The 26,789-nt window shown below is 44.5% G+C and carries 14 protein-coding genes; 10 read left to right on the forward strand and 4 right to left on the reverse strand.

Annotated elements, in window-relative coordinates; translation table 11 throughout:
• Positions 1-393 precede the first annotated feature (393 nt).
• Positions 394-5,397 carry a hypothetical protein gene (locus PPO43_RS15105; protein ID WP_272619303.1) on the forward strand — a complete coding sequence of 1,668 codons (5,004 nt, stop codon included), beginning with the start codon at positions 394-396 and terminating at the stop codon, positions 5,395-5,397.
• A gap of 29 nt (positions 5,398-5,426) precedes the next feature.
• Positions 5,427-6,281, forward strand: a complete 855-nt coding sequence (locus PPO43_RS15110) for a hypothetical protein (RefSeq protein ID WP_272619305.1) — start codon at positions 5,427-5,429, stop codon at positions 6,279-6,281.
• A 188-nt stretch (positions 6,282-6,469) separates the two neighbouring features.
• Here the strand turns inward: PPO43_RS15110 and PPO43_RS15115 are convergent, their stop codons facing one another.
• Complete coding sequence (locus PPO43_RS15115) at positions 6,470-7,342, reverse strand: STAS domain-containing protein (protein ID WP_272619307.1); 873 nt, start codon at positions 7,340-7,342, stop codon at positions 6,470-6,472.
• 335 nt (positions 7,343-7,677) lie between these two features.
• Between PPO43_RS15115 and PPO43_RS15120 the strand changes: the two genes are divergently transcribed.
• Together PPO43_RS15120 and PPO43_RS15125 are read left to right on the forward strand one after the other, a co-directional pair.
• Entirely contained in the window at positions 7,678-9,342 is a 1,665-nt protein-coding gene (locus PPO43_RS15120) for a glycerol-3-phosphate dehydrogenase/oxidase (protein WP_272619309.1), read from the forward strand.
• A 312-nt stretch (positions 9,343-9,654) separates the two neighbouring features.
• A complete protein-coding gene (locus PPO43_RS15125; RefSeq protein ID WP_272619311.1) occupies positions 9,655-10,116 on the forward strand; it encodes a TPM domain-containing protein in 462 nt (153 codons plus the stop codon).
• On the opposite strand, the gene lpxD is transcribed toward PPO43_RS15125, so the two are convergent.
• A complete protein-coding gene (gene lpxD / locus PPO43_RS15130; protein ID WP_272619312.1) occupies positions 10,113-11,168 on the reverse strand; it encodes a UDP-3-O-(3-hydroxymyristoyl)glucosamine N-acyltransferase in 1,056 nt (351 codons plus the stop codon). The two genes, PPO43_RS15125 and lpxD, sit on opposite strands and share 4 nt — an antisense overlap.
• Positions 11,169-11,307: 139 nt before the next feature.
• Here lpxD and PPO43_RS15135 point away from each other — a divergent pair, with 139 nt between their 5' ends.
• Positions 11,308-12,420 (forward strand): T9SS type A sorting domain-containing protein, encoded by a 1,113-nt coding sequence (locus PPO43_RS15135; protein ID WP_272619313.1) that lies wholly within the window; start codon positions 11,308-11,310, stop codon positions 12,418-12,420.
• 1,012 nt (positions 12,421-13,432) lie between these two features.
• On the opposite strand, the gene tnpA is transcribed toward PPO43_RS15135, so the two are convergent.
• Positions 13,433-13,852 (reverse strand): IS200/IS605 family transposase, encoded by a 420-nt coding sequence (tnpA, locus tag PPO43_RS15140; RefSeq protein ID WP_272619315.1) that lies wholly within the window; start codon positions 13,850-13,852, stop codon positions 13,433-13,435.
• 140 nt (positions 13,853-13,992) lie between these two features.
• Positions 13,993-14,958 carry a hypothetical protein gene (locus tag PPO43_RS15145; RefSeq protein ID WP_272619317.1) on the reverse strand — a complete coding sequence of 322 codons (966 nt, stop codon included), beginning with the start codon at positions 14,956-14,958 and terminating at the stop codon, positions 13,993-13,995.
• A 1,879-nt stretch (positions 14,959-16,837) separates the two neighbouring features.
• Here PPO43_RS15145 and PPO43_RS15150 point away from each other — a divergent pair.
• The 5 genes from PPO43_RS15150 (at position 16,838) to PPO43_RS15170 (ending at position 26,789) form a co-directional block, all read left to right on the forward strand.
• Positions 16,838-19,180 carry a type I restriction-modification system subunit M gene (locus PPO43_RS15150; protein WP_442985461.1) on the forward strand — a complete coding sequence of 781 codons (2,343 nt, stop codon included), beginning with the start codon at positions 16,838-16,840 and terminating at the stop codon, positions 19,178-19,180.
• 3 nt (positions 19,181-19,183) lie between these two features.
• Complete coding sequence (locus PPO43_RS15155; protein ID WP_272619320.1) at positions 19,184-20,497, forward strand: restriction endonuclease subunit S; 1,314 nt, start codon at positions 19,184-19,186, stop codon at positions 20,495-20,497.
• 82 nt (positions 20,498-20,579) lie between these two features.
• Complete coding sequence (locus PPO43_RS15160; RefSeq protein WP_272619321.1) at positions 20,580-22,889, forward strand: AAA family ATPase; 2,310 nt, start codon at positions 20,580-20,582, stop codon at positions 22,887-22,889.
• Positions 22,890-22,942: 53 nt separating this feature from the next.
• Entirely contained in the window at positions 22,943-23,671 is a 729-nt protein-coding gene (locus tag PPO43_RS15165) for a hypothetical protein (protein ID WP_272619323.1), read from the forward strand.
• A gap of 16 nt (positions 23,672-23,687) precedes the next feature.
• Positions 23,688-26,789, forward strand: a complete 3,102-nt coding sequence (locus PPO43_RS15170) for a type I restriction endonuclease subunit R (protein ID WP_272619325.1) — start codon at positions 23,688-23,690, stop codon at positions 26,787-26,789.

A 26,789-nucleotide genomic window follows, 5' to 3' on the forward strand; every position in this document is an offset into this window, starting at 1 on the left:
TGAATAAGATTTTGTATTTATGGACTTTGTCAAATATTCTTTGGACTGTTAAAGTGTAAGGATTTAATAGTTAATTAACTAACAGCTTAAATTTTTAGGAGAATGCTGAGTTTTTGGTGGCGGAGCCGCCAGCGAGCGAAGCGAGCAATGGCCCAGCGCTGCGGACTGGTGGCCGTAGGCCAGACCGAGCTTTTGAGCGTAGCGAAAAAAGCGAAGGGCCGAGCGGATAGCGAGCCAGGAAGCATAGCGGCGGCCGCCCGCCCTATTTTGGGCGGCCGCGGGCTCCAAAAAAGAATAGAGGCACTAATTGTCTACCCCCAATGATTTAATATGAAAAGATAAGCTCTTATTTTGGGGTTTGTCAAAATTCGTTCACCAAACAAAAGTTTTTAGATGAAGATTAAAAAGATCAAGCCAGAGGATTTTATTGCTGGCTTAGCTTTTCCGTTGTACAAGAAATTTTACCTTTCTTGGGAATCGGATTTGGCTGAGGAGCATGTTAGTCCAGAGACTGCAACGGATTATTTTTTGAAAGTTGATTATCAGTATTTGGATCAGCCCAAGGCTGTTCCTATTTTGGTTGTAGGTTTTATGGCTCCATCTTGGAAAAAAATTGCCAAGGATGAGTTGAAGAAGGATAAGAAGATGGTGAGTGTGGGGAAGGCTTATATTGAGGGGGGAGAAGATGGGCCGTCTACGATTTGTTTGATTGCGAGTAAGGGGACATCTAAGTCTCCTATTTTGAAGCAATTGAAAAAGGTATTAAAGAACAAATATCATTTTAAATTTGTCCAGGCAGACGGGAGTGATCTTGGAGATGACATGCAGGTTGCTGCGGGGCAAGTTGAGGCGCCTAAGGAAAACGAAAATGCCGTTGCTCAGAAACCGGTTAATGCTAAGGTTCAAAAGGCTTATGAGCAGTTAACTTCAGGGGTTTTGGATGCAAAAGAGGCCTTGAAGGATAAAGTAGTGGCTAATCTTCGGCAGTTTGTAGATAACTTTAGGAAGAAATATACGGATTTGCCAGATGAGTACAGAGAAGCTGCTCAGTACTATAATGATGTCTATACTTATATCGAAGGCATTCAGAAAGAAGAGCAACCTATAGCGTTGTTTAGTGCTGGTCGATTTAAGGAATTAGGTGGCAGTCCGGGACGTTTTTGGAGTAATGAGTATAAGAATATTTGTAAGGACTTAGAGACTTATGAAGCGGTCAAGAATGATCCAGTTGCGAGTGCGGCTTTACTTAAGCGAATCATGGCAAATATAGAAAGCTGGGAGAAAAGCTATCCGGTAGCACAGCAATCTAAAACGGAGAAAAAGCAAGCAGCTGCTTTAGCACAACTTCGCCAGCAGATTAATGCTGGACAAGCTCAAGACTTGGGGGATAGTGAATTAGCTCAGGCTGCAGCTCAGGGGACCAAAATGTTTGAGGAAAAAGCAGGCACAGCTGCTTCTTCGGAGCGTGCTGCAGAAGTATTGAATAGTACAGTAAGTGATCGGGGCCGTCAATTAGCGAGTTTATTGAAAGGAGGAAAGGCCTCTAGTTCTGATGCCTTGATGGGGGCTGTTTTACGTTGGTTGGTGGATAGTGATGACTATGCATTAGATCAAAAGTATCGGGAGGCTGTTATTGAAATTTATGGATTAAACAGCTTAGGTATTTTGGCTGATATACAAAAAGTATTTGGAGCAGAAAGCTTACAGTTCTTATATCTCAAGCAATACTATCAGAATAGCGTTTCTAACTTTGTTCGTCCAGCATTGGCCCTTGGTCTTTTGGGGAATGGCTGGTTTGCAAAAGAAGTAGGGGATGCTTTTGCCTATATGGAATCGGAGCTTTCTTCGGCTGAAATAGATACGATTTTAGATGCTAATAAGGCTAAATCGGATCGTTTTGCCGAGGCAATTAACAATAAAATTGGTGGAGAAGATAAGTATCGAGCACAAATGCAATCTCTTTCGTTACTCAAGCGAGAGGGCGATGTAAGTCAAGATTTACAAGTAATTAACAACACGACAGGCAAGAACTATACGTCTAAGGGTGATTATTATCTAATGGCTAGCTTTAAGCGTTTAGGAAATGACTTCACGGCGCTTAAGGGGGTAATTGGTTCATGGTTAGAAAACTCGACAGCAGAGGAACGTGCTGCTGTGTTGGATGCCAATAGTGAGTTTTCTAAAGCGTTGCAAAAATCGGCAGATGGTTGGATCAAAGGGTTAAAAGACAGTGAGGCTGCTTATCTACGCTCATTAATTGAGTTTTACTCAGAACCCATCCAAGGGCAAGAATCTACCCGCATCATTGATCAAATGAAGCAGTTGGCAAAACAGCAAGCTGAAAAATCGAGCTATAGTAAGCGGAAACAGAATGAGGAAATGGGACAAAAGATGCAAGATTTGCTCTTTGGAGAGAATGTAGAATCTCCGCAAGAAACCCTAATCATGAAGTTTTGCAGTGCAGAGGATTTAGCTGAATTTACTTATGCTGGAACTAGCCAGGATCGGAAAATGGCCATTTTGAATAAGGCAAAACAACAGCTTGTCCCTATTTTGAAGGAAGCGGCTATCCATGACGACTATTTAGTCAAAATTATGGATATGGTAGATAGCGATGGCGCTAGGGGAGATAATTATCGGAAATTAGAAGAGCTAACAGATGCCAGCTTTTTTGTGGCCGAAAAAGCCATGAAAGTAATTAAGGATTTGGAGGCAGATTCTAAAGAAATTGTAGCCATTAAGCAAGATATAGGAATGTTGCAGCGGCTTAAGAAAAATGCATTAGATGGCAGCTTTAAAGGGCAGACTGAAAAGGCAGAATGGAAAGTGGCTATGGCTAAACTAGGTCTTCCTCCTGATCCATCAGCAATTGAAGCAGCTCGAACGGCGGGGAATGATGAGCTGGTTGAGTTGCTGGAGTGGCAGACTAAAATTGCAGACCCTAATATTGCTCCTACAGATACAGATAGTGCTTTGGCTGAAATACTTAGTAAGCCCAAACGGCATAAAATAATGACTAAGGCAGAAATTAAAGCTGTTCAGGAGGAAGAAGAAAAGCGTAAGGATACAGCCATGTATTGGGCTGCTCGTATGGCTGAAGAACATAAGAGTGATAGCAGTGATGCCTTACTTGCTAATATTGCCTATGAGGCGCGCAACTCTGGGATCGATATGACTGAAGTCTTGGCCGAATTAGCTAAACTGGGTTATCGCATTAGCGCAGAAGTAGATGCCTTGACGTATCAGATTTTTCATGGAGATATGCCTTCGGTGGTCGACATGCTAAAACACACTCGTGATGATACTTTTCTTCAGCGCCGAGTACCTTTAGAAGAAATACAGTCTCTTACTGAAGGCGTCGATGCAAGTATTCTTCTGAAAGATTGGTTTGATTTAGATAAACTCAAGGGACAAATTGATCGTAAACGCAGTTTGGTACAACAAGCTAAAGCTATTCAGGATAAAGATCCACAAACCGCTGATGATGTAGAACAACTTCATAAATTAGAGGCACAGCTACAAGATATCAATGCTCAAATTCGATCTTTTGATATCAAAGCTGATATTCAGAAGCAATTAGACCAAACTGCTTCTGGCGATAAAATAGCCGAATTTAAAAAAGGATTTCGAGAGCAAATTGCAGCTGCCTTACAAGATAGAGCGCAGCTTGATAGCTTAAAAACAATGTTCACTCAAGCAGGAATTAACCTTAGTGATACAGAAATCCAAATGCTAGGCGCTAGCCTTAAGGGAATCTCTAATATTGAATATGAGCGCCAACTAGAAGAAGGCCTGCAATGGAATTCTTTAAGCTCCAGATCGCTACAACGAGATATGGAGTCGGCTAATTATCTTAAAGCGAGTTGGGAAGGCAAAGAGTCACTAGACTCAATGGCTACCGCAGATGCAGAGGCTCTAGCAAAAGAAGAAGCTAAATATGTAGATAATTTAGGCGAAGCTAGTGAACGACTAGAGGCTGCTCAAGAACGCTTCTTAGAAACAAAAGAGAAGTACGATGGGCGCCTTAAAATGGTAGTCTCAATAGTAGCAGGGGCAATTCTGATGGCCGTTTCTTCTATGGCTGGTATTCCTGCAGCTCCAGTTCTAATGCAAATGCTTTGGGCAATTTCATCCGCAGCCATCACAACAGTGATTAACCAAACCGTTGAGCGAATTACTAAAGGAAATAATTATGGAGGTGCTAGCGAGTTTGTCGCTCAGTTTTTGGCTGACCAAACTACTAAAATGCTTACCTTTTGGGCTGGAGTTGCACTAGACGCCATAGACCTTAATAGTATTCTATCAAATCTAGAAATGGGAATCACAGCTGGAGAAAAGGATACTCTTTTCCTTAAGCCACTCAAAGATATTCTAGTCGGTGCGCCTACCGAAATAGCAGACACTATTGCAGAGTCAATTACCACGAGCATCTTCCACGAGAAGAAAAATCCAATTACTTCTACTGTTGCTGAATTACAGACTTGGGGGACCGACTTCTTTATGAATATGCCTGCTGCTTACCTCAAAGGCTTACTTGCTGAAGGTGCAGGTAAACTTAAAGATGGCGCCCTAGATCTTATCTTTGGGGAGGGAACTGCAGATAACTTTAACTTTGATGATGCCTGGGGGGAAGATGAAGACGAAGGCACAGAAACTTATTTGGTTGCTGCCGAAAATCCTAGCCAATTCTTTAGCGCTATGGCTGCTAATATGAAAAACCCTCAGGTATATATTAACCTTGCGAATGGTATCCTCGAGGGAGAAGCAGATGAAAATCTCGACATCTCTCTGGGGACTACAATTGATAATATTATTACTGCCAAAATGGATCAATTAGCCACAGCCGATTTACCCGAGGCCGTGGAATTGCCAGATCCCGCAGAAGTGAAAGCCGAAATGATTGCTGCACTAGAAGAGGCACAAGCTAACTTTAAAGCGAATATGGCCAAACAACTAGCTAGCAAAAGTCCTGAGGAACTTACCGCTATGGGCTTGGCCAACGGCCAAGATATTTCTGAACTTTCTTTAGGCCAATTGCTCAGCATGAGCCGAAAAATCCCTCAAGAATTTGCTTCTGTAGATGAAATTCGCCAAGGTGTTCAGGCTTATATTAAACTCAATAAAGCTGAATGGACCGCTTTTGCAACCTGGATTGAAAAGGATAGCAAAGTCTACTCTATTGAGGAATACGTGAGCTTCTATCAGGCCGCAATGCCCTGCTTGAAGGATACAAAATTCCTTCAGGAAATTGTTTCTGGCCAAGTTTGGGGCAATTATACCCTAGATTTTGGTGATGGCGATGTCGAACTACAGAAATTAGGAGAAAAGTATGACTTGTCCGACATTCCAAACTATTACGAAAATTGGCTGCAGCTTCCACAAAATGCTCGAGCCTAATTCTAAAACCACCCATAATCAAATTATAAATGGAATCTATAATCAGAATGAGAGGAGCTTTAGCTAGCCTCCCCTTCATGACCGATGATAAGGAGGGACTCCTCCGCCAATGGTTGGGCCAAATGCGCCCATTCATGGAAACCGAAACTCGTCTACTCAATAGTACTGCTTTTAATCAATCAGATGTCTGCTGGGGAGTAGAATCGGAAGACCATAAACTGCTTGCTAAACGCTTTGCCGAATTTGTGAAAATAGCCGGACTTAACGAAAATGAACTTAAAGTTTTCAAAAAAGGCTTGCAAATCGCCGCAGCTCAAGGAAAGCTCCAGCTTTTTATCGAACTAGGAGAAAATCGTCAAAATACAGGCTGGGCCTTTAATGGCCAATATCCCCTGAGCCAAACCCTCAAGCTAGTCCCAGCTTCAGAACATCGCGATAAAATTGAAACATGGTACGCCCAATTCGATGCCGATGCAGCTGTCCTTTTTGGCCGTTCTCTAGCCGCCGATACCTACAGCTTCTTTGCAACAGAGCTTTTTGGCGAAACGCCTAGCCAAAATGCCGACTTACATATAGATCAAGCTAAAGCACTTAATGTTAATCCCTTACCCGATGCCTTGCTCGGCATTTTAGTAGAGGATGAACCCAACTATATGGAGAGCTTTTTCAAAATGAGCAAAACTGGATTACTAGAAATGGGGCTACGCATTCCAGCCCCAAGTTCCAAAATGATTACCAAATTAGCCCTAGTCTTAGGCAATTCAGGACTAGATGGTATGGCCGCCTATGAAGGTAGTCTTGGCAATGGCTTTGAAAAACGTTTCTTACAAATTAGTCGTCGAAGTACAGGAATTATCGCCCAAACTCAATTCGCACTGATTTAAGTTAGGGCCAGATTAAGTTAGGTTAGTTTCAAACCCTAGTAGATCAACGTTTTAGTTGCCGCTGCTAGGGTTTTTCTTTTGTAGCCTTCAGACCGCCCCAATATCCCCCCCAAATAAACAGCTCTTGACCAATATATTGATCAAGAGCTGTCTGTTAAGGGAAACAGGATGGGGAAAACAATGAGGAATTACACAATAGCCGTTCCGCCTTCTTGAATAGCCAAGCGAAGAGCATCACGCATACTACCTGTCGTCCGTATTTCATCAATAGCAATACCCAATTCAACAATTGTTTGAGCAATAGGACCAGACACTCCCGAAATCATACACTCACTCCCCATCAAACGAGCCGCTTTGGTCATCTTAATTAAGTGGTTGGCCACAGCAGTATCTACAATAGCTACACCACTAATATCAAGAATGAAGAATTTTGCTTGACTCTTGGCAATCTCTTCCAACATCGCCTCCATGACATCCTTAGCTCGCTTAGAATCAATAAAACCCACTAAAGGCAAAAGCAAAATGCCCTGCCAAATCTGAGCAATAGGAGTAGAAAGCTGCTTTAAGGCCTCATTCTGCTCCTCCAAATCGTTAATCGCTTTTTGTCGATAGACTTCCGATACAATACTCAAATCAATCTGAGAAAACCCTTTTAACGCCCGGACTAACTCTGGCGTAGGCGTATTGTAATTCATAAAGGTCTGAAATACCAACTCGTGAAATTTTGCAATCATAGCCGTAAATGCTTCCAAACTTACCCCAGATCGCAAAAAGACCCAACGAGCCTCTGTCTGCTGCTGTACATAATCATCATTAAAATTACCCGAAGCCATATCTCGCCAAATGGGAACTTTTCCCTGCCGAGTAGCCTCAACCATCATCTCGTTAAAAGAACGCTGATAAGGCCCGTTTTCCATCCAATTCACAATCTCTTCAAAAGCCCAATCAATTCCCTCCTGAGGAATATTCTGACTAGCAGAGTTAATTAACTTACTTTCTTCTTCTGTGTGAAAGAAGAGCTGCCGATAAAGAGCCGCTGAATGTGTTTTGTGTTTCTCCATGCTGTTGTACTGTTCTTGTTTTAAATTAGTCAGTTGTTATGCTATAATTTAAGCATTAAAAAATGATTTTATATCTATATCCTTATTTATTTAGGTAGTTTTTTTAAATAAACTATAGTTGAAACCTTAGTTTATATGTCACATTTGAGAGGCCTAAAATGCTTTAATCTAAAAGCTAGCTGTTACCAAAATAGCTTAGGTAGCTATTCTCGATGCAACTGACTTAGGGGCGATATATTTTACCGAACTAAAAAAAAAGGACTTCTTATTCTGCTTTTTATAGTAGTTCCTTAACTTACTGAGGAAGATATTTTCTTTGCTCACCAAATTCAGTTATGAATCCAAAAACATCTACGCATAAATTTTCTGTAAAAGAACGCGCCCGCTATTTATTGACTACACACGACAAAACCTATGACCTTTTAGTTATTGGAGGGGGAGCAACTGGAGCTGGAATTGCCCTCGATGCAGCTAGCCGTGGTCTCTCTGTTGTGCTTATCGAAAAGAATGATTTTGCTTGGGGGACAAGCAGCAGATCTACTAAGCTGATTCACGGTGGCCTGCGCTACCTCAAACAATTAGAACTGGGCCTTGTCCGAGAAGTAGGCCTGGAACGAGCCATTGTTCATCATAATGCCCGTCATATCGTACGCCCAGAAAAAATGCTACTCCCCATTGTGGAAGAAGGCTCTCTAGGCAAATGGTCTAGCGCTTTGGCTCTTTGGGTCTATGACCGCCTAGCTAAGGTGGATAAAACTGAGGCCCGCCAGATGCTGACTAAGGAGGAAACTTTGGCCGCAGAACCTCTGCTCCGCTCCGATATTGTTAAGGCTGGCGCTATGTATTACGAATACCGAACTGATGATGCTCGCCTAACCATTGAACTAATCAAAACAGCCGTTGAACATGGCGCACTGGCCCTCAATCATAGCGAAATGCTCAATTTTACCTATGATGAAAATGATAAAGTCACAGGAGCAGCTATTCGTGATTATATTTTAGAAGAAGAATATGAACTCAAAGCAAAAAATGTAGTCAATGCTACTGGCCCTTGGGTCGATGAACTCCGCGCTAAAGATGCGGATGGGGTAGAGGGAAAACGCCTACATTTATCTAAAGGAGTACATTTGGTTGTCGATCACAAACGCTTACCCATCCAACAAGCCCTCTATTTTGATGTGCGCCAAGATGGCCGAATGATTTTTGCCATCCCCAGAGAAAATTGCACCTATATCGGCACAACCGATACGGATTATAAAGGAGCCATTGATAGCCCCCGCAGCGAACAAACTGATGTCGATTATATTTTGGCCGCCTGCAAAGAGATGTTCCCCAAACATCCCCTAACCGAAGACGATATTCAATCTTCTTGGGCTGGCTTGCGCCCCCTAATTCATGAAGATGGTAAGTCGGCCTCGGAGCTGTCTAGAAAAGATGAAATCTTTTATGCTTCTTCTGGCCTCATTTCTATTGCTGGAGGTAAACTGACTGGCTACCGCAAAATGGCCGAAAGAGTAGTTGACCAAATTGTAAAACGCCTAGGCCTAGAAAGCAGTTGCCAAACCGAAAATTTGGTCTTGAGCGGAGGCGATTTTGCTTCGGAAGAGGAGTTTGACCGCTTTATTCAACTTAGAGTGGGAGAGGCCAAACAAATTTCTGCTAGCCCAGAGCAAATTGGCCGCTTGGCTAGACGCTATGGAGCCAATCTGGACCTTATTCTAGAAAATGCTTTTGCTCTACATGCCGAAGTTCAAAATCCAGCCGATCGCCTGCTCTTTGCCGAACTGCAATATGCCCTAGAATACGAAAGTGTGGGCAGTTTGGCCGATTTCTTTATCCGCAGAACAGGCAAGCTCTATTTTGAACGGGCCGCTATTATTGCTGAATACCCCAAAGTAATGCAGCGTATGCTCAAATACTTTAACTGGGGACCCTCAGAATTGCAATTGCAAATGCAAGAATTGCAGCAAGCTTATATGCAAGCCGTAGATTTTGATTAAAAACAAAAGTTTGGCCCTATTGGCCTAGCGATGTGTAAGGGTGGCCGTCAGGCCAGACCGAGGCGCTTTGCGCCGACAACAAGGCCTTTAGGTCGCCGTTCGATGACCGAAGGGAATAACGGCCGAGCGACCCGACCAACGGGAGCGACGCAGCGAAGCAAGTAATAGCGAACTGCGACAACAAGAACTTTAGTTCGCAGTTCGACGACCGAAGGGAGTAAACGTAGCGCCCGCCGAAGGCGGACAACAAGGCGCAAGCCGCAGTTCGACGACCAGAGGGAGTAACGCCTCAAAAAACAAAAAAATAATCCTATGAAAATACCATTCTTAAGTAAGAAACCGAAGCATTTTTTTAAGCCCGCAGAGGAGGATCAGCTGATTGCAGCGATCCGAGAGGCAGAAGCCAAAAGCTCTGGCGAAATTCGAGTGCATGTAGAACCCAGGTTTGAGGGGGAGGATGCTTTTGCCCGTGCATTAGTCTGTTTTAAGGAGCTAGAGATGCAAAAAACAAAGCTGCAAAATGGCGTTCTGTTTTATATGGCCTATGAGCAACACCGATTTGCGATTGTGGCCGATCAGGGCATCAATGCAGTAGTGCCTCCCAATTTTTGGGATGAAATTCGGGATAATTTGCATACCGCTTTTCAGAAAAAGCAATTTTTAGAAGGCCTCAAGGCTGCCATTTTGCAAACTGGCGAGCAACTCAAGGCCCATTTTCCACATGCTGGAGATGACGATCAGAACGAATTGTCTGATGAAATCTCTAAGGCTTAGTCTTCTTTTTCTTGCAGGGCCTTTAGGGCTTTTTTAAGCGCATTGACCTCTTTTTGGAGGCGGGGCAACTGTTTGAAGACCGCTTGAGAGCGCAAGAAATCATTGTAGGGGAGAGCCGGGGAGCCAAAGAGCGCCTGGTTCTCCTTTTTTACGCTCTTATTGATTCCACTTTGGGCCTGAATTTTCGTGCCTTTGGCCAATTGGATGTGGCCAACTAGCCCCACCTGTCCACCAATTAAGCAGTTTTCGCCCACTTTGGTGCTGCCCGCAATACCTGCCTGAGCAGCTACGGCCGTATGCTTCCCAATTTCTACATTATGGGCAATCTGAATGAGGTTGTCTAACTTAACGCCCTGCTTAATTAGGGTTTGTCCCATGGTGGCGCGATCAATCACCGTGTTGGCTCCTACTTCTACCTGATCTTCTAGAATGACAATCCCCAATTGTGGGATTTTTTCATAGCTGCCATCGGCCTGAGGGGCAAAACCAAAGCCATCGGAACCAATTACTGAGTTGGCATGAATGATACAGTTTTGTCCAATCTGACAGCCTTTTAAAATGCGAACACCGGGCTCAATAATACTGCCCGAACCAATTTTTACATCCGCTCCAATATAGGCCTGCGGATAAATTTTTGCGCCCGCCTCAATCACCGCATTGGGCCCTACATAAGCCAATGCGCCTACTTCTGCGCCCTCTTCAATCTTTGCCGAAGGATCAATGACGGCCTGAGGCGAAATCTGTTGGGCGGCAGGTGCCTCTGCCTGAGCGGCCTGAAAATGCTGTAGCAAAAAGCTAAGGCTAGCATAAACATCCTTAACGCGGAGCAAAGTGGCCGAAACAGGAGCCTGGGGCTCAAAGTCAAGACCTACCAAGACGATAGAGGATGCACAGTTATAGAGATAAGACTCATATTTTGGATTGCCCAAAAAGCTAATGGCGCCAGGCTCGCCCTCCTCAATTTTGGCGGGTTTATGAACCCGAACACTGGGGTCACCTTCAATTTTAGCGTCGAGCAAATGGGCCAATTCGGCTGCGGAAACAGATTTCATAGTTGCAGATGGATTGAAATAATGGAAAAATGCGCCCTAATATGCGACTTTTGCCGCCAAAAAACAAACAGAGATTTTCTGGCAGATAATCTTATCTTAGGAGGTTCAATTTGTTCAATGCACTAAAATTTAATGACCAATGCTAAAACAATTACTAATGATGGCCCTCTGGGCCCTGCCTAGCTTGGCCCTTTTGGCCCAGCCGACTCTAAGCAACTCGATTTTTCCCGCTGCTGGCGATGTCTTTGAACGCTCAACCAGTATCAATAGCTTTGATCCCCAAGCGCTAGCCATTACGGCCGCTTCTAACCAAGCGCAAACTTGGGATTTTACCTCTTTGCGGACCGAAACCTTTTCTCGCGATAGCGTAGAGGCCGCCAACCGCCCAGATTTTCCCACAGCCGATATCCAACAGCCCTTTTTTGGCCAAGCACTGGTGTTTATCAATATCAGTAGCACAAAAATGGAATATGTAGCGGGTGCTCTAGGCTTCGGAAATATCGCCTTTTCTGGCCTGTTTAACGACCCGCTCGAAATTCAACGCGCCCCCCTCAATTATGGCGATAGCTATACCGATAGCTATCAGTTACTCATTTCAGAACATATTGATAGCGTTCCCAACCTTCGCCAACTGATTGATTCATTGGGCCTACCCGTCGATCCCGATTCTATCCGCATTAACCTCTCTGGTAACTATGAGTCGGAGGTAGACGCTTTTGGTACTTGCCAATTGCCCGATAGCAGCTATACCGTTTTGCGCCAACATACCGTCAATTACTCGGATGTACAGATTGAGGCCTATTTCGTTACGCCTTTTGGTTCTGGCTGGCAGGATATCAGCAGCGCCATTTCTGGTCAGTTGCCCATCCCCCTCAGCGATACGACCGAGCAGTTTAGCTTTATTGCCGAGGATGAGGGGATGCCTGTGGCTCGATTGACGACCAATAAGGATGACCAAACGGTAGAAGCTGCAGAATTTAAGGGAGAACGACAGGTCGGAACGGCTGTTGCCCCGCTCGCTGTCCAAGAATTTCGCCTTTATCCTCAACCTGCCCAAGAGGCTGTTTATCTGGAGCTCGACCTTTTGCAAGCCCCTTACCAACTCTACAATTTGCAGGGCCAACTCCTCAGAACTGGCCAATGGCAGCAAGGACAGCCCATCTCTTTGGGCCAGTTGCCCGCCGCGGCCTATTTGCTTCGCCTCCAAGATGAAAAAGGCCAATTGTACCAGCAAATTCTAATTAAAGGCTAGTCTTTTTTTTAGGATTTGGGGCCCGCGGCCGGCTAGCCTTGGGCTAGGCCGGCCGCCGCTACGCTTTGGGGCTCGCTATTCGCTCGGCCCTTCGCCGCCTTTGGCGGCTTCGGTCTGGCCTGACGGCCACCCCTCCGCATCGCTAGGCCTTTTGGCCTTCGGCCATCTTGGCCGAGATATAGGCTAGAGGATACAGGACCCTAGGGCCAAGGCCCTAGGCTAAGGTATTGGTCGCCCCCTCCGTCGAGGGGGCTTTTTTGTGCTTCGGTCAATGGTTATTGTGGGGAATGGGGTAAGGTTGAGCTATAAGGCAAATCCCCTCGAATGAGGGGATGGCGATTTTTTTGGATAGCCTAGGGCCTTGGCCCTAGGTGTCGAGATGATAATAAAAGAGGAGATACAGGACCCTAGGGCCAAGGCCCTAGGCTAAGGTATTGGTCGCCCCCTCCGTCGAGGGGGCTTTTTTTGTGCTTCGGTTGATGGTTATTGTGGGGAATGGGGTAAGGTTGAGCTATAAGGCAAATCCCCTCGAATGAGGGGATGGCGATTTTTTTGGATAGCCTAGGGCCTTGGCCCTAGGTGTCGAGATGAGATAATATATGTGGAGATACAGGACCCTAGGGCCAAGGCCCTAGGCTAATGCTAGCGTCGCCCCCTCCTTCGAGGGGGCTTTTTTGTGCTTCGGTCAATGGCTATTGTGGGGAATGGGGTAAGGTTGAGCTATAAGGCAAATCCCCTCGAATGAGGGGATGGCGATTTTTTGGATAGCCTAGGGCCTTGGCCCTAGGTGTCGAGATGATAATAAAAGAGGAGATACAGGACCCTAGGGCCAAGGCCCTAGGCTAAGGTATTGGTCGCCCCCTCCGTCGAGGGGGCTTTTTTGTGCTTCGGTTGATGGTTATTGTAGGGAATGGGGGTAGAGTTTAGCTATAAGGCAAATCCCCTCGCAGGAGGGGATGGCGATTTTTTTGGATAGCCTAGGGCCTTGGCCCTAGGTGTCGAGATGATAGGACTATAATTTTAGATTAAATTGTTTGAGTTCTTCTTGTAGGCTATAGTCCTTATGATGTTCTTTTTGGTTTTTGATGTATAAAATCAGCTTTTGGTAATTATATGGGCTTACCGAAAAGGCTGCATATCCTCTTTGCCAATAGAAGTTTTGAAAGCTTTGATCTTGTCTTTTTATCCAATGACTACTCTTGGATTTAATAGTTTTAATTAAGCTGCTTAACGTAATCGATTTAGATAAAGAACAAAGGAGGTGTATATGGTCTACATTTCCTCCAATAGCAATTAGAGGGGAGTCTAAATCGGCACAGATTGTTTTTATATACTGATATAGATTAGGCTCTATCTTAGGATCAAGATAGGGGGTTCGTTCTTTTGTGCTAAAAATGATATGCAAATAAATGTGGGCAATTGATTGAGCCATGTTGATTTTTTGAGGTGAATATTGTGGGTGTGGAGACGATAAAGAAGGCTGGGCCAAGCCACAAAAAAAATCCCCTCGCAGGAGGGGATAATATAATAATAGCCTAGGGCCAAGGCCCTAGGGGGATATAATACCCTCCCCTACATCAATTCCAATTCAACTTTGGCCATATTAGCGGCGGGGTTATCCAACAACAGCAAACGGTGGCCCGCAGGCAATTGCAAACTAACCGTTTGGTTGGGCTGCAATTCATAGACTTGGGCGGGGCTGTCGGCTGCATTGGCGGCAGAGTAGTATTTAATGGGCTCGCCTTCTAGATGCGTAATGCGGACGGTTTCTCCTCCTGTAAGTAGGCCTTCTAGCTGGACCAAGCGGCTTTCTGGAGCGAGGTCCACCTCAAAACGGCTATAATCATCATCTTCTTCGCTAGAGCTGTTGCCGCGGCGGAAGTACTTGAGTTCGTAGAAGTTGTCTACCCGTTTTGGGGTACGGTAGTAATGGGCCAAAAGGCGAGCGAAGGCGCCATAAAGTACAATAGCAAGCTCTTGGCGTGTTGTTTCCAAATCATCGACATTATCATCGGTATTGCCTTCTACGCCTTGTTGTTGGCTGCGGAGGTCTTCTAGCTGCTGGCCAAAAGCAAGTACTGTTGCGCCTAGTCCCTGAAGTTGAGGGTCATTGCTCAAAAGGTCGCCCAAAGTCATGACGGCCTCAATGCGCATATCGTAGGTTCCTTTTTGGAAAGGTTCACGTCCGTCGGGGAGCAAGCGGGTATAATCGCTAGTGATGACATCATAAGTCATTTGGATTTCAATATCCCAACGGCGAATTTCAACGCTAGAGAGTTGATGAAGCAGTGCTTTGAAGTCAGCAGTCTTTTGATGATATTCTCTTTTATCTATAGTATTCTTGCGGTACTGAAGAAGAAAGTCATCATAGGCAGGGAGTACAAAGTTGAGGATGTCTTGAATGACAGGATCCGAAGCGGCTTTTTCCGTCAATTTGTGAACATGATCCTTAGCTAAAAGGTACATCTTCTTTTTGTTGTCTTTGGTGATGGTATAGACGAAGTTTTCCGTCTTAGTCCAGCCAGTAATTTCTACCATAGTATGAAAATTTAGGGTAATAAAATGTGATTACGTTATAAGTATAGGTATAGATGTTTGTAATGTCAAGGCTTTTGGGTGAAAAAAATATACATTTTTAATAGTTGTTATGTGTTTGTGTATTTAAAGTATGTTTTAGTGACATTTATAAAATAGTTTGTGTCTGTTTGTAGCCTCTGCTTTGCACTTCCTTTTTGCCTTGGCGCCCCAGTTAAATGTAATGATGCAGACGGCTTGGGGGAATCCCCCCAGTTAAATGTAATGATGCAGACGGCTTGGGGGAATCCCCCCAGTTAAATGTAATGATGCAGACGGCTGTGGTGTTGCGTCCTAGGGTGTAGAGATGAGATAATAGCTGCGGTGATATATGCCCCTAGGGCCTTGGCCTTAGGCTAAGGTATTGGTCGCCCCCTCCTTTGAGGGGGCTTTTTTGTGCTTCGGTTGATGGTTATTGTAGGGAATGGGGGTAAGGTTGAGCTATAAGGCAAATCCCCTCGAATGAGGGGATGGCGATTTTTTTGGATAGCCTAGGGCCTTGGCCCTAGGTGTCGAGATGTAATAAGGGATGATAGGAGGTGGACCTCTAGGTATCGAGATGATAATAGGGGCGGTGGTATATGCCCCTAGGGCCAAGGCCCTAGGCTAAGGTATTAGTCGCCCCCTCCGTCGAGGGGGCTTTTTTGTGCTTCGGTCAATGGTTATTGTAGGGAATGGGGGTAAGGTTGAGCTATAAGGCAAATCCCCTCGAATGAGGGGATGGCGATTTTTTTGGATAGCCTAGGGCCTTAGCCCTAGGTGTAGAGATGAGATAATAGCTGCGGTGATATATGCCCCTAGGGCCAAGGCCCTAGGCTAAGGTATTAGTCGCCCCCTCCTTTGAGGGGGCTTTTTGTGCTTCGGTTGATGGTTATTGTAGGGAATGGGGGGTAAGGTTGAGCTATAAGGCAAATCCCCTCGAATGAGGGGATGGCGATTTTTTTGGCTAGCCTAGGGCCTTGGCCCTAGGTGTCGAGATGAGATAATAGCTGCGGTGATATAAGCCCCTAGGCTAAGGTATTGGTCGCCCCCTCCGTCGAGGGGGCTTTTTTGTGCTTCGGTTGATGGTTATTGTAGGGAATGGGGTTAGAGTTGAGCTATAAGGCAAATCCCCTCGCAGGAGGGGATGGCGATTTTTTTGGATAGCCTAGGGCCTTAGCCCTAGGTGTAGAGATGAGATAATAGCTGCGGTGATATATGCCCCTAGGGCCAAGGCCCTAGGCTAAGGTATTGGTCGCCCCCTCCTTTGAGGGGGCTTTTTGTGCTTCGGTCAATGGTTATTGTAGGGGGTGGGGGATAGCGGCTGGCTGGAATATACTGTAGGTTAAAACCTACAGCCAATTAACGAATGCATTTAATACAGTATGGAGGGTTAAAACCCTCCATAAATAAACATGTTTTAGGCTGCCTCAATCATGAATGCAGCGGCTATGAGGACCGTTAAAAGCTGTGGAGGGTTTTAACCCTCCACGCTATGGATGTAGAATGGCCCTGTTGTCTGGCTGTAGGTTTCAACCTACAGGCCTTCGGTCAATGGTTATTGTAGGGGATGGGGGATAGAGGCTGGCTGGAATATACTGTAGGTTTCAACCTACAGGCCCATATAGCAGGCGGCGCAGCCGCCGCAAAGGAGCGAAGCGACTGGCCTAGCGATGCGGCGGGGTGGCCGTCAGGCCAGACCGAGCCAGCTTGCTGGCGAAGGGCCGAGCGAATAGCGAGCCCCAAAGCGTAGCGCCGCAAGGCGAAGCCGCAGCGGAGGCCCCAAAAAGAGATGAAGAAGGATAGGCAGGATCAGTTCAAATACATTATATTCGCAGCTATTGTTAATCAGAGAAAGAAGAAAATGAATACAGCTGTTCATAATAAATTGGTGTCCTTTATTTGGTCTATTGCAGATGATTGTTTGCGAGATATTTATGTGCGTGGGAAGTACCGTGATGTGATTTTGCCCATGGTGGTTTTGCGGCGTTTGGATGCTTTGTTGGAAGATAGTAAGGAAGCCGTTTTGGAAGAGGCGCGTTTTCAGAAAGAGGAAATGGCGTTGGTAGATTGGGATGAGCATGCTTTGCAGGAGGCTTCGGGCTATGTTTTTTATAATACGAGTAAGTGGACCTTGCAACTGTTGCATGAGCGGGCAAGTAATAGCCCCCAGTTGTTGTTGGCCAATTTTGAGGAGTACTTGCTGGGCTTTAGCCAAAATGTGCAGGAGATTATTGAGAAGTTTAACCTCAAGGCGCAAATTCGCCATATGGTGAATAAGGATGTGCTTTCGGAGGTGGTGGAGAAGTTTGTATCGCCTACTATTAACCTGACCAATCAGGATAAGCTAGACCCTGAGGGGAATAAGCTGCCCGCTTTGACTAACTTGGGGATGGGCTATGTCTTTGAGGAGTTGATTCGGAAGTTTAATGAGGAAAATAATGAGGAAGCGGGGGAGCATTTTACGCCCAGAGAGGTCATTGATTTAATGAGCCGTTTGGTCTTTTTGCCGATTAAGGAGGCTTTGCCCAAGGTGATGACGATTTATGATCCCGCTTGTGGATCGGGGGGGATGCTGACCGAGGCGCAGAATTTTGTGAAAGATGAGGAGGGGGAAATCCGTTGTACGGATCATGATGTATACCTCTTTGGGAAAGAGATCAATGATGAGACCTATGCGATTTGTAAGTCGGATATGATGATTAAGGGGAATAATCCCGAAAATATCCGCAGTGGCTCTACCTTATCTACCGATGAGTTTGCGGGTTTGCAGTTTGATTTTATGCTCTCTAATCCGCCCTATGGCAAGTCTTGGAGCTCGGAGAAGAAGTATATTGATGGTGCAGATGGCACCGATGTTCGTTTTATGGTGCCGCTCAAAGATTATTGGGGGAAAGAAGAAATTGTGGCGGCTACGCCCCGCTCTTCTGATGGGCAGTTGCTCTTTTTGATGGAAATGTTGAGCAAGATGAAGACCGAAAGTCCTACGGGCTCTCGGATTGCTTCTGTGCATAATGGCTCGAGTTTGTTTACGGGCGATGCGGGCAGCGGAGAGAGTAATATCCGTCGCTATTTGATAGAGCAAGATTATTTGGAGGCGATTATACAGTTGCCCAACAACCTCTTTTACAATACAGGGATCACGACCTATATTTGGTTGTTGAGCAATCGGAAGTCGGCAGAGCGGGCAGGCAAAGTACAGTTGATTGATGCGAGTCAGTTGTATCAGAAGTTGCGCAAGAACTTGGGGGATAAGAACTGTGAGTTATCGCAGGCGCATATTGGGGAGATTCTATCGGTTTATCAGGAGTTGGCGACTGTAGAGCGGCAGGGAGAAGAGGGCATTGCGGCTCAGGTTTTTGAGAACCAGGATTTTGGCTATTATAAGGTCAATATAGAGCGGCCGCAGCGTTTGCGGGCCGAGTTTAGTGCGGAGGCCATTGAAAGTCTGCTTTATCAGCGAGGTTTAGAAGTGCCTATGCGTTGGGCTTATGCCGAATTTGGGGCGGATGTTTATCAGCAGTTGGGGCAGCATAAGAAAGCGCTTTTGGCCTATTGTGAGGCGGAGGGCATTTCTTTGTCGGCCAAGCAAAAAACGGCCTTAACCACCGCCAAGGCTTGGCAAAAAGGGCAGGCCCTTTATAGTGCGGCCCAGCAGTTGATGCAGGCCATGGGGGAGCAGGTCTATTTTGATTTCAATCAGTTTGTAGCAGCCGTAAATGGGCAGATCAAGGCCTTGGGGCTAAAGCTATCGGCCACAGAGAAAAAGGCCATTTATTCGGCAGTAAGTACTTATGATGCCAAGGCCGAAAAGGTCATTAAGCGCCGCTTGAAGTTGAGCGGCCAAAAGCTAGCGAACTTATTGGCTCATTTGGGCTGTACGCTAGAGCAGTTGCCCGACTTTGGCTATTATCCCAGCGGAAAGGCGGGCGAATACTTGGAGTATGAAAGCGAAAGCAGCTTGAGAGATAGCGAAAACATTCCCTTAAAGGAAGAGATTCATAGTTACTTCTTAGAGGAAGTGCGTCCGCATATTGCCGAGGCTTGGATCAATCTGGATAGCGTAAAGCTGGGCTATGAGATTAGCTTCAACAAATATTTTTATCGTCATCAGCCCTTGCGCTCCCTAGAAGAAGTGAGTCAGGAGATCAGAACGCTAGAAGCAGAAAGCGATGGATTGATTGCAGAAATTTTAAAGTTGGTATAAGGGATGAGCAGAACGAAAAAAACAGCAAAGGCCGTTTATTCGGCCTATAAGGATAGTGGGGTAGCTTGGTTGGGGGAGGTTCCCGCGCATTGGGAGGTGGTGCCGAACAAGTATATTTTTAAACTTAATAAAGTACTTGTTGGGAAAAATTCAGCTAATTATGATTTACTCTCCCTAACTTTAAAAGGGATCATAAGAAGGGATATGGAAAACCCTCAAGGTAAATTCCCTGCAGAATTTGATACATATCAAGAGGTCTCTAAAGGCGATTTCGTTTTTTGTTTATTTGATGTGGAAGAAACTCCTCGTACAGTAGGATTATCTGATTATAATGGGATGATTACAGGTGCCTATACTGTGATGAAGGTTGCTTCAGGTATAGAAAAAAGGTTTTTATATTACTTTTATCTCAACCTGGATACAGGTAAAAAAATGAAGTTTCTTTACCGTGGGTTAAGGAATACAATACCTAAGGACTCTTTTTTCTCTTTTAAAACTTGTCTCCCCCCTCTTCCCGAGCAGCGTCGCATAGCGGATTATTTAGATCAGAAGTGTGCGCAGATTGATTTGGCCATAGCGCAAAAGGAGCGGATGATCGCTTTATTGGAAGAGCGGCAGCAGATTGTGATTCAGCGGGCGGTGAGTCAGGGTTTGGATAGTGGGGTAGAGATGAAGGATTCGGGGGTAGCTTGGTTGGGGGAGATTCCTGCGCATTGGGAGGTTAGAAGAGGCTCTACGATTGGGGCATATTCAAAAGGGACAGGGATAAAAAAGGATGAAGTCAAAGAAAAGGGTTTGCCATGTATTAGATATGGTGAAATATATACTCACTATAATCTGAAATTTGATAAAACTAAGTCCTTTATTGATGAGGGGGTTTGTAATACAACAGTTAGTAAAGGTGCCTTAATGCTTACTGGTTCTGGTGAAACATTAGAAGATATAGGTAAATGTGTTGTGTATCTTGGAGAGGAAACAATTTATGTTGGTGGAGATATTATAATTCTTTATCCCGTGCCTCAAATTTTGCCATTATTCTTATCATATCTTATTAATTCGGAATGCGTAAGATATCAAAGAGCAAGAGATGGCAAGGGTGGAATTATAGTTCATATATATTCAAAGAATTTTAAAGCCATGTTATTCCCCCTCCCGCCTCTTTCCGAGCAAGAGCGGATTGCCAAGCATTTAGATGAGGTCGTGAGTAAGACGGCTCGGGCGGTATTGGATCAGCGTAAGGGGATAAAGGCTTTGCGGGAGTATCGGGAGGTATTGATTGATGAGGTAGTTCGGGGGCGTATGTGTTTGGGGGAGTAGGGGAAAAAGAGTTATATTTAAGGACCGAAATAGAATAGAAACCTTCTGGTAGGCGGCTACTGGGAACAAATAGGCAATAGTTATGAGGACTTGGAGTATTGAGTTAAGCGATGAGTTTTTTTCGTTAGCGATTGATGGAAATCTTATTATTTATCCAATAGAGCTAGGAGCGCAGCTAGTAAAAGGGGACTTTTTGCTAATTCCCAATAAAAAAGGGCGTTGTTTGGCTCTAGCAAAAGTCATTGATGAGAAGGTAGTGCCTTTAGATCAGCATGCTAGAGGGAGGCAGTATTTTCAGGGACGTGTAAACCCTAGTGAATATTTCTGTTGTGCTGTGGAGGTCAAGCAATTGAGCCAGGAGGAGCAGTTTACTTATAAGGTTGATTCCTGGTTTGAAGAAATAGCTGATAGTTATGTATATATGAGAGTACATCAATTATCAGGGATTGCTTTAGACTTTCATAGAGCAGGTTTCTTTACTCTAAATAACTTGAGGGAAGAGCAGCCTTCTCTGCACTTTCGCTTACGGGCTCGAAATACAGATAAACTACTGGAAAAGGGCTATTTCTTTTTGGGGGATAAAAATAATTGTATCATCTCCTTTTGGACGGGAGATGATCTATTGGCCAAAACGCCTAATATTTTTATAAAAATAGGTTATGAGGGAGAAGAGTTTACGATTAAACTAATTTTCTCGGCTAGAGATAATGCCAATAAAGCGGCCTTCTTTAAAAAGTTGGCCGTAAAGCTAGGGGGAATGCAGTATAAGCCCCAAGAGGGCGGAAAAGGTGGCTATTGGGAGAAGAGTTATGGGCTAGTAAATTTTCCCGTTTGGCTGCGATCTTTTGTAGGTGGAGAGAAAGAAACCATAGATGCCTTTTTGTTGCTAGAACAGCATAAGAAGAGCCCTTTGGGGAGTTTGGGCTTTATTCCGCAAGAACTTTTTGAGTGGCAGTTGGCTAAGGTCATGCAATATAAAGAGGGCCTCCGTTACGATGGTTTTAATGAGCCAATTCCTGACTCAACTGAGCCAATTCCTGACTCAACTCCAAGCAGCGCCCCAAGTTCGCCGCCCAGAAAAGAGCAGTATTTTCGTTTGCAGCGCTTAGTCTTAGAGAACATAGGACATTTTGAGCGTTTGGAGTTAGACTTAAGTAGTCGGATCATCTGTTTATTGGGGCATAATGGAAGCGGAAAGTCTACCGTATTGCGGGCATTGGCCTTGGGCTTAGTGGGGGTTGATGATAATCCCGCCTTAGATATTCGGGAAGAGGAAATACAGCGCTTGCTTCGGATTGATACAGAAACGGGAACCTATCGTTTGGAGCATCCTTATCGGGGCAAGATTACTGTAGATTATGAGCTAGAGCAAGACTACCGTAATGAAGTAGTGCTCAGCAAGGAGGCCGGGATGTTTTTTGTTGGGGCACATAATAGCATACAGATAGAGCGGGATTCATTTGGCTTAGCGGCGGGCCTTAGTCAGTACAAGCATTTGCTCTTGGGCTTTCCGCAATTGCAGGCCGGCAGCAGCAAGGACGATCATGAGCCCAAGAAGGTCTTAGCGCCAAACTTTAATGATGTGAGTAGCCTGATTTACAATATGGATCAGAATCGCTATGCGGCCTTAGGGGAGTGGATCAAAGACTTGGAGGCGGATAGCCATAAAAATAATGGACATAATGAGGGGGCGGTATTAACCTTCATCTTTAGCTTATTGTCTAAGATTTTGGAGCAGCAGGTAGAGCTCCTTCAGGTAGAGCATCAAGAAAACTTGATTTGGTTGCAGTTAGAGGGGCGGAAAGTACCTTTTCATCTGCTTAGTCAGGGTTTTCGGAATGTATTTGCCTGGGTGGGGCGTTTGATTCGACGCTTGTATGAGTCGGCAGATTATGATGCAGAATTTTATAAGTATCCCGCTATTGTCTTGATCGATGAGATCGATACCTATTTGCATCCGAAATGGCAGCGCAAGATCTTAGATGCTTTAGCGGAGGAGTTTCCTAGGGCGCAGTTTATTGTGAGTACGCATTCGCCTTTGGTGGCCAGTTATTTAGAGGCTCATGGGGAGACGGCCAAGGTATATATTTTGGATTCGCCTATAGGGGGGCAAGAAGCGGCCAAAGCGCCTAGGGAGATTAACTTCACTTATGGTCGGGACATTGCCGATATTTTCTTAGAGTGGATGGGGGTTGAAAATCGCGATAACGCAATAAATCATCTTATTAAAGAAGCATTTAAAGGAATTGCAAAAAGAGATGAGGAAGGGTTGAGAAAGGCTGAGGAAAATATCAAAATATTAAAGCAGAAAGGACTTGGAGATGATGCAGAGGTATATGAGCTAGAGTTTACTTTCAATCGGACTAGAGATAGGTTATCTAGGCATAAGTAAGTAGATGAAATTTTTAAGCTAGCCCATTTTTAAAATAAAACAACAACCTAAGGATGAAACAAATAGATAAAGATCCTGCAAAGGCAGCGCACTATAATGCTATTGGGGCCGCTGCTAAAGCCGATGGTTTTTTGGGGAGAGAGCTTTTTAATAATTTTAAATGGAGATCTAAAAATCAGTTATTCCACGCTTTAGCAGAGGAGCAAGGTTATATCTGTTGTTATTGTATGTCTGAAATTAAAGACAGAGAAGATGCTAATGGAGTGGCTATAACAAAAGATGGATTATCTCTTTTAGACATGTCAATAGAACATTTTGAACCATTAACTGATAATGATGGCCTCATCACTGATTATAATAATCTTTTTGCGTCTTGTTCCGGTGGAAAAAGGAGTGGAAAAGCTAATCGTTATTGCGACCCTCATAAAGGTGAAACTGAGCTTGTGCATATTCCGAATATGGCTAGTCTTCCCGCAATAGATTTTGATAATCAGCTGGAGCTGTACTATACTGTTAGTGGAGAAGTGTATTCTAATAACCCAAATATAGAGAGGGAGTTGGAAGATGTCCTTAATCTTAATGCAGCGGAACTGAAAAGAATAAGACGGAGGATTTGGAATCGTGTTAGATTAGATGTAAAAGATATTGCTGACAGCGAGGGTATTTCAGAAGAAGAAGCTGCTGAGCAGGAACTACCTTCCTATGAGAGAAAAGGGGATGATGGGAAATTTTATAGCTTTGCGCCTATGGTTGTATACCTATTAAAATCGGAGTACCTTTAAAACAAACAAAACAAAGATGCCAAGCAAGACGAATGAACAGGCCTTAGAGGCGGCCATAGAAAAAGCCTTAACGGGCAGTAATTTAGAGGAGCTGAAAGCGCAGGGTTATGCGCCCCAGCAGATGGCGGAGGGGGAGATCCACTACCGTTCGGGCAATGGGTTTTATATAGGAGACCCTAATGATTATGATGCAAAATGGGCGATAGACAAGCGGCGTTTTTGGCATTTCTTAGAAAGCAGTCAGGCCGAGGAGTTGGCCAAACTGCGCAAGCGGTCGGATGGGGAATTAAAGATCCTTCATCGCTTGAATGTGCTCATCAAGAAATATGGGGTTTTAGAAGTGTTGCGCAAAGGGCTAGATGTTGATGATGCGCATTTTGAGTTATTGTATCCCTTGCCCTTAGCGAGTAGTGGGGAAAGAGTTCGGCAGCAGTTTGAGCAAAATGAGTTTAGTGTGAGTCGGCAATTGCGTTATTCACTAGATAAGCCCTTACAGGAAATAGACATGGTCATTTTTGTAAATGGTCTGCCTATAATTACGATGGAGCTCAAGAATCCTTGGACGGGGCAGAATGCTCGTTATCATGGGCAAAAACAGTATAGAGAAGACCGAGATATACGGCAGCCGCTTTTGCAATTTGGTCGTTGTTTGGTTCATTTTGCGGTCGATACGGATGAGGTCTATATGACTACTCGTTTGGCGGGTAAAGGGACCTTCTTTTTGCCTTTTAATAAGGGGAATGGGCAAAGCAAGGGGAATCCCGTTAATGAGTTTGGGCATAAAACGGCCTATTTGTGGGAGCAAATTTTCAAGCGGGAGAGTTTGGCCAATTTGATTCAGCATTTTGTGCGTTTTGATGGGAAGCGAACGACTGCATTAAACAAGCGGACCTTATATTTTCCTCGTTTTCATCAGTTGGATGTGGTTCGTAAGATTGTGGCGGATATAGAAGCGGAAGGCCTGGGAAAAACCTATTTGATTCAGCATTCGGCGGGTTCGGGAAAATCCAACTCTATAACTTGGGCGGCCTATCAGTTGATAGAGACCTACCCTAAGCATGAAAATGTTAGGGGATTTAGAGGAATGGAAAGGCCTTTATTTGATTCGGTTATTGTGGTAACGGATCGGCGTTTATTAGATAAGCAAATCAGGGAGAACATTAAGAGTTTTTCTCAGGTCAAAAATATTGTTGCTCCAGCTTATCGCTCTGCAGATTTGAAGGCGGCATTAGAGCTGGGGAAAAAGATTATCATTACGACCATACAAAAGTTTCCTTTTGTTTTGGAGGGAATTAGTCAGATGAATGAGAAGCAGTTTGCGGTAATTATAGATGAGGCGCATAGTTCACAGACGGGGACCACTGCAGACAAAATGAATATGACTTTTGCCAAAACAGATGATAGCTTGGGCGATGCTCAGGACAAGCTATTTGATTTAATGTCTGCGCGTAAGATGCGGCAGAATGTTTCTTATTTAGCGTTTACGGCTACGCCAAAGAACTCGACCCTAGAAAAGTTTGGGGTTCGGCAGGCGGATGGGAGTTTTAAGCCTTTTCATTTGTATTCTATGAAGCAGGCCATAGAGGAGGGCTTTATTTTAGATGTTTTGGCTAATTATACGACCTATAAGAGCTACTATGAGCTACAAAAATCTATAGCGGAGAATCCTCTTTTTGATACCAAAAAGGCGCAAAAGAAATTGCGGAAGTATGTAGAGCGGCAAGTGCGGACGATAGCGACCAAGGCTGAGATTATGCTCAATCATTTTATGGAGCAAGTGCAGGCGAAGCGGAAGTTAAAGGGGAAAGGCAAGGCGATGGTCTTAACGCAGAGCATTGAGGCGGCTATTTTATATTATCAGGCCATGCAGCGATTATTGGAGCAAAAGGGGAATCCCTTCAGGATATTAGTTGCATTTTCTGGTAAAAAAATGTTGAAGGGCATAGAGTATACAGAAGAACAGATCAACTATTTACCAGCGGAATTAGATCGGGCAAAGTCTTCGGACCCAGACTACATCAGTGATAAGATTGCCCGTTATTTTGATATGGATGAATATCGGATATTGATTGTGGCCAACAAGTACCTTACAGGTTTTGATCAGCCCAAGCTTTGTAGTATGTATATTGATAAAAAGCTACAAGGGGTTTTGGCGGTACAGGCTTTATCGCGTCTGAATCGCTCGGCTAATAAATTGGGCAAGAAGACCGAAGATCTTTTTGTATTGGACTTCTTTAATAGCACAGAAGACATCAAAAAAGCCTTTGATGATTTTTATACCGCAACCAGTTTGTCTGAGGCTACGGATGTGAATGTATTGCATGAGTTAAAGGACTATTTAGAAGACCCTGGGGTATATGAACTGGATGAAGTAAAGGAGTTTACTAATTTATTCTTTGACAATGCCGATGCTCAGCTATTGAGTCCGATTATAGACCAGGCTGCTCATCGTTTTAACGAGGAGCTAGAACTTACGGATGAAGAAAAAGCGGACTATAAAATTAAGGCCAAGCAGTTTATTAAGATTTATGGGCAAGTGGCTTCAATTATGGATTATAGTCGTTTGGATTGGGAGCAGCTATTTTGGTTCTTAAAGTTTCTTATTCCCAAGATGGTCATTAGGAATAAAGATAAGGACCAGCTAGACAGCTTATTGGATGCAGTAGATTTGTCTACTTATGGTATTGAACGAGTAAAGCTCAATCATAAAATAGAATTAGATGCAGAGGAAACTAGCTTAAAACCTCAGAATGCCAACCCCAGAGGAGCACATGAGGAAGAAGAGGAAAAAGATACTTTAGAAGAAATCTTGAGGATGTTTAATGAGCGATGGTTTAAGGATTGGGGGGCCACCCCAGAGGAGCAGCGGATTCGTTTTGCTTCTTTTGGAGAGGGCATTTTGAATCATCCAGATTATAAGGATAAGGTTATGGAAAATCCTGATGCGCAGAATAGGGCTATGGCTTTTGGTAAAATTATAAAAGAGGTTATGACGCATTATCGCAAATTGGATATTCAGCTCTATCGGAAGTTTGTACAAGATGAAGGTTTTGCTCAAGCGATTATTGATGGGCTGAAGCGCTATGTTGAGCAAGAGGCGATTAAGCGGAATATTTAG

The sequence above is a fragment of the Saprospira sp. CCB-QB6 genome (assembly GCF_028464065.1).
Taxonomy (GTDB): Bacteria; Bacteroidota; Bacteroidia; order Chitinophagales; family Saprospiraceae; genus Saprospira.

Coding starts and splice junctions, on each gene's coding strand:
- PPO43_RS15105 (WP_272619303.1), top strand. CDS start 394: ATGAAGATTAAAAAGATCAAGCCAGAGGATTTTATTGCTGGCTTAGCT.
- PPO43_RS15110 (WP_272619305.1), top strand. CDS start 5,427: ATGGAATCTATAATCAGAATGAGAGGAGCTTTAGCTAGCCTCCCCTTC.
- PPO43_RS15115 (WP_272619307.1), bottom strand. CDS start 7,342: ATGGAGAAACACAAAACACATTCAGCGGCTCTTTATCGGCAGCTCTTC.
- PPO43_RS15120 (WP_272619309.1), top strand. CDS start 7,678: ATGAATCCAAAAACATCTACGCATAAATTTTCTGTAAAAGAACGCGCC.
- PPO43_RS15125 (WP_272619311.1), top strand. CDS start 9,655: ATGAAAATACCATTCTTAAGTAAGAAACCGAAGCATTTTTTTAAGCCC.
- lpxD (WP_272619312.1), bottom strand. CDS start 11,168: ATGAAATCTGTTTCCGCAGCCGAATTGGCCCATTTGCTCGACGCTAAA.
- PPO43_RS15135 (WP_272619313.1), top strand. CDS start 11,308: ATGCTAAAACAATTACTAATGATGGCCCTCTGGGCCCTGCCTAGCTTG.
- tnpA (WP_272619315.1), bottom strand. CDS start 13,852: ATGGCTCAATCAATTGCCCACATTTATTTGCATATCATTTTTAGCACA.
- PPO43_RS15145 (WP_272619317.1), bottom strand. CDS start 14,958: ATGGTAGAAATTACTGGCTGGACTAAGACGGAAAACTTCGTCTATACC.
- PPO43_RS15150 (WP_442985461.1), top strand. CDS start 16,838: ATGAATACAGCTGTTCATAATAAATTGGTGTCCTTTATTTGGTCTATT.
- PPO43_RS15155 (WP_272619320.1), top strand. CDS start 19,184: ATGAGCAGAACGAAAAAAACAGCAAAGGCCGTTTATTCGGCCTATAAG.
- PPO43_RS15160 (WP_272619321.1), top strand. CDS start 20,580: ATGAGGACTTGGAGTATTGAGTTAAGCGATGAGTTTTTTTCGTTAGCG.
- PPO43_RS15165 (WP_272619323.1), top strand. CDS start 22,943: ATGAAACAAATAGATAAAGATCCTGCAAAGGCAGCGCACTATAATGCT.
- PPO43_RS15170 (WP_272619325.1), top strand. CDS start 23,688: ATGCCAAGCAAGACGAATGAACAGGCCTTAGAGGCGGCCATAGAAAAA.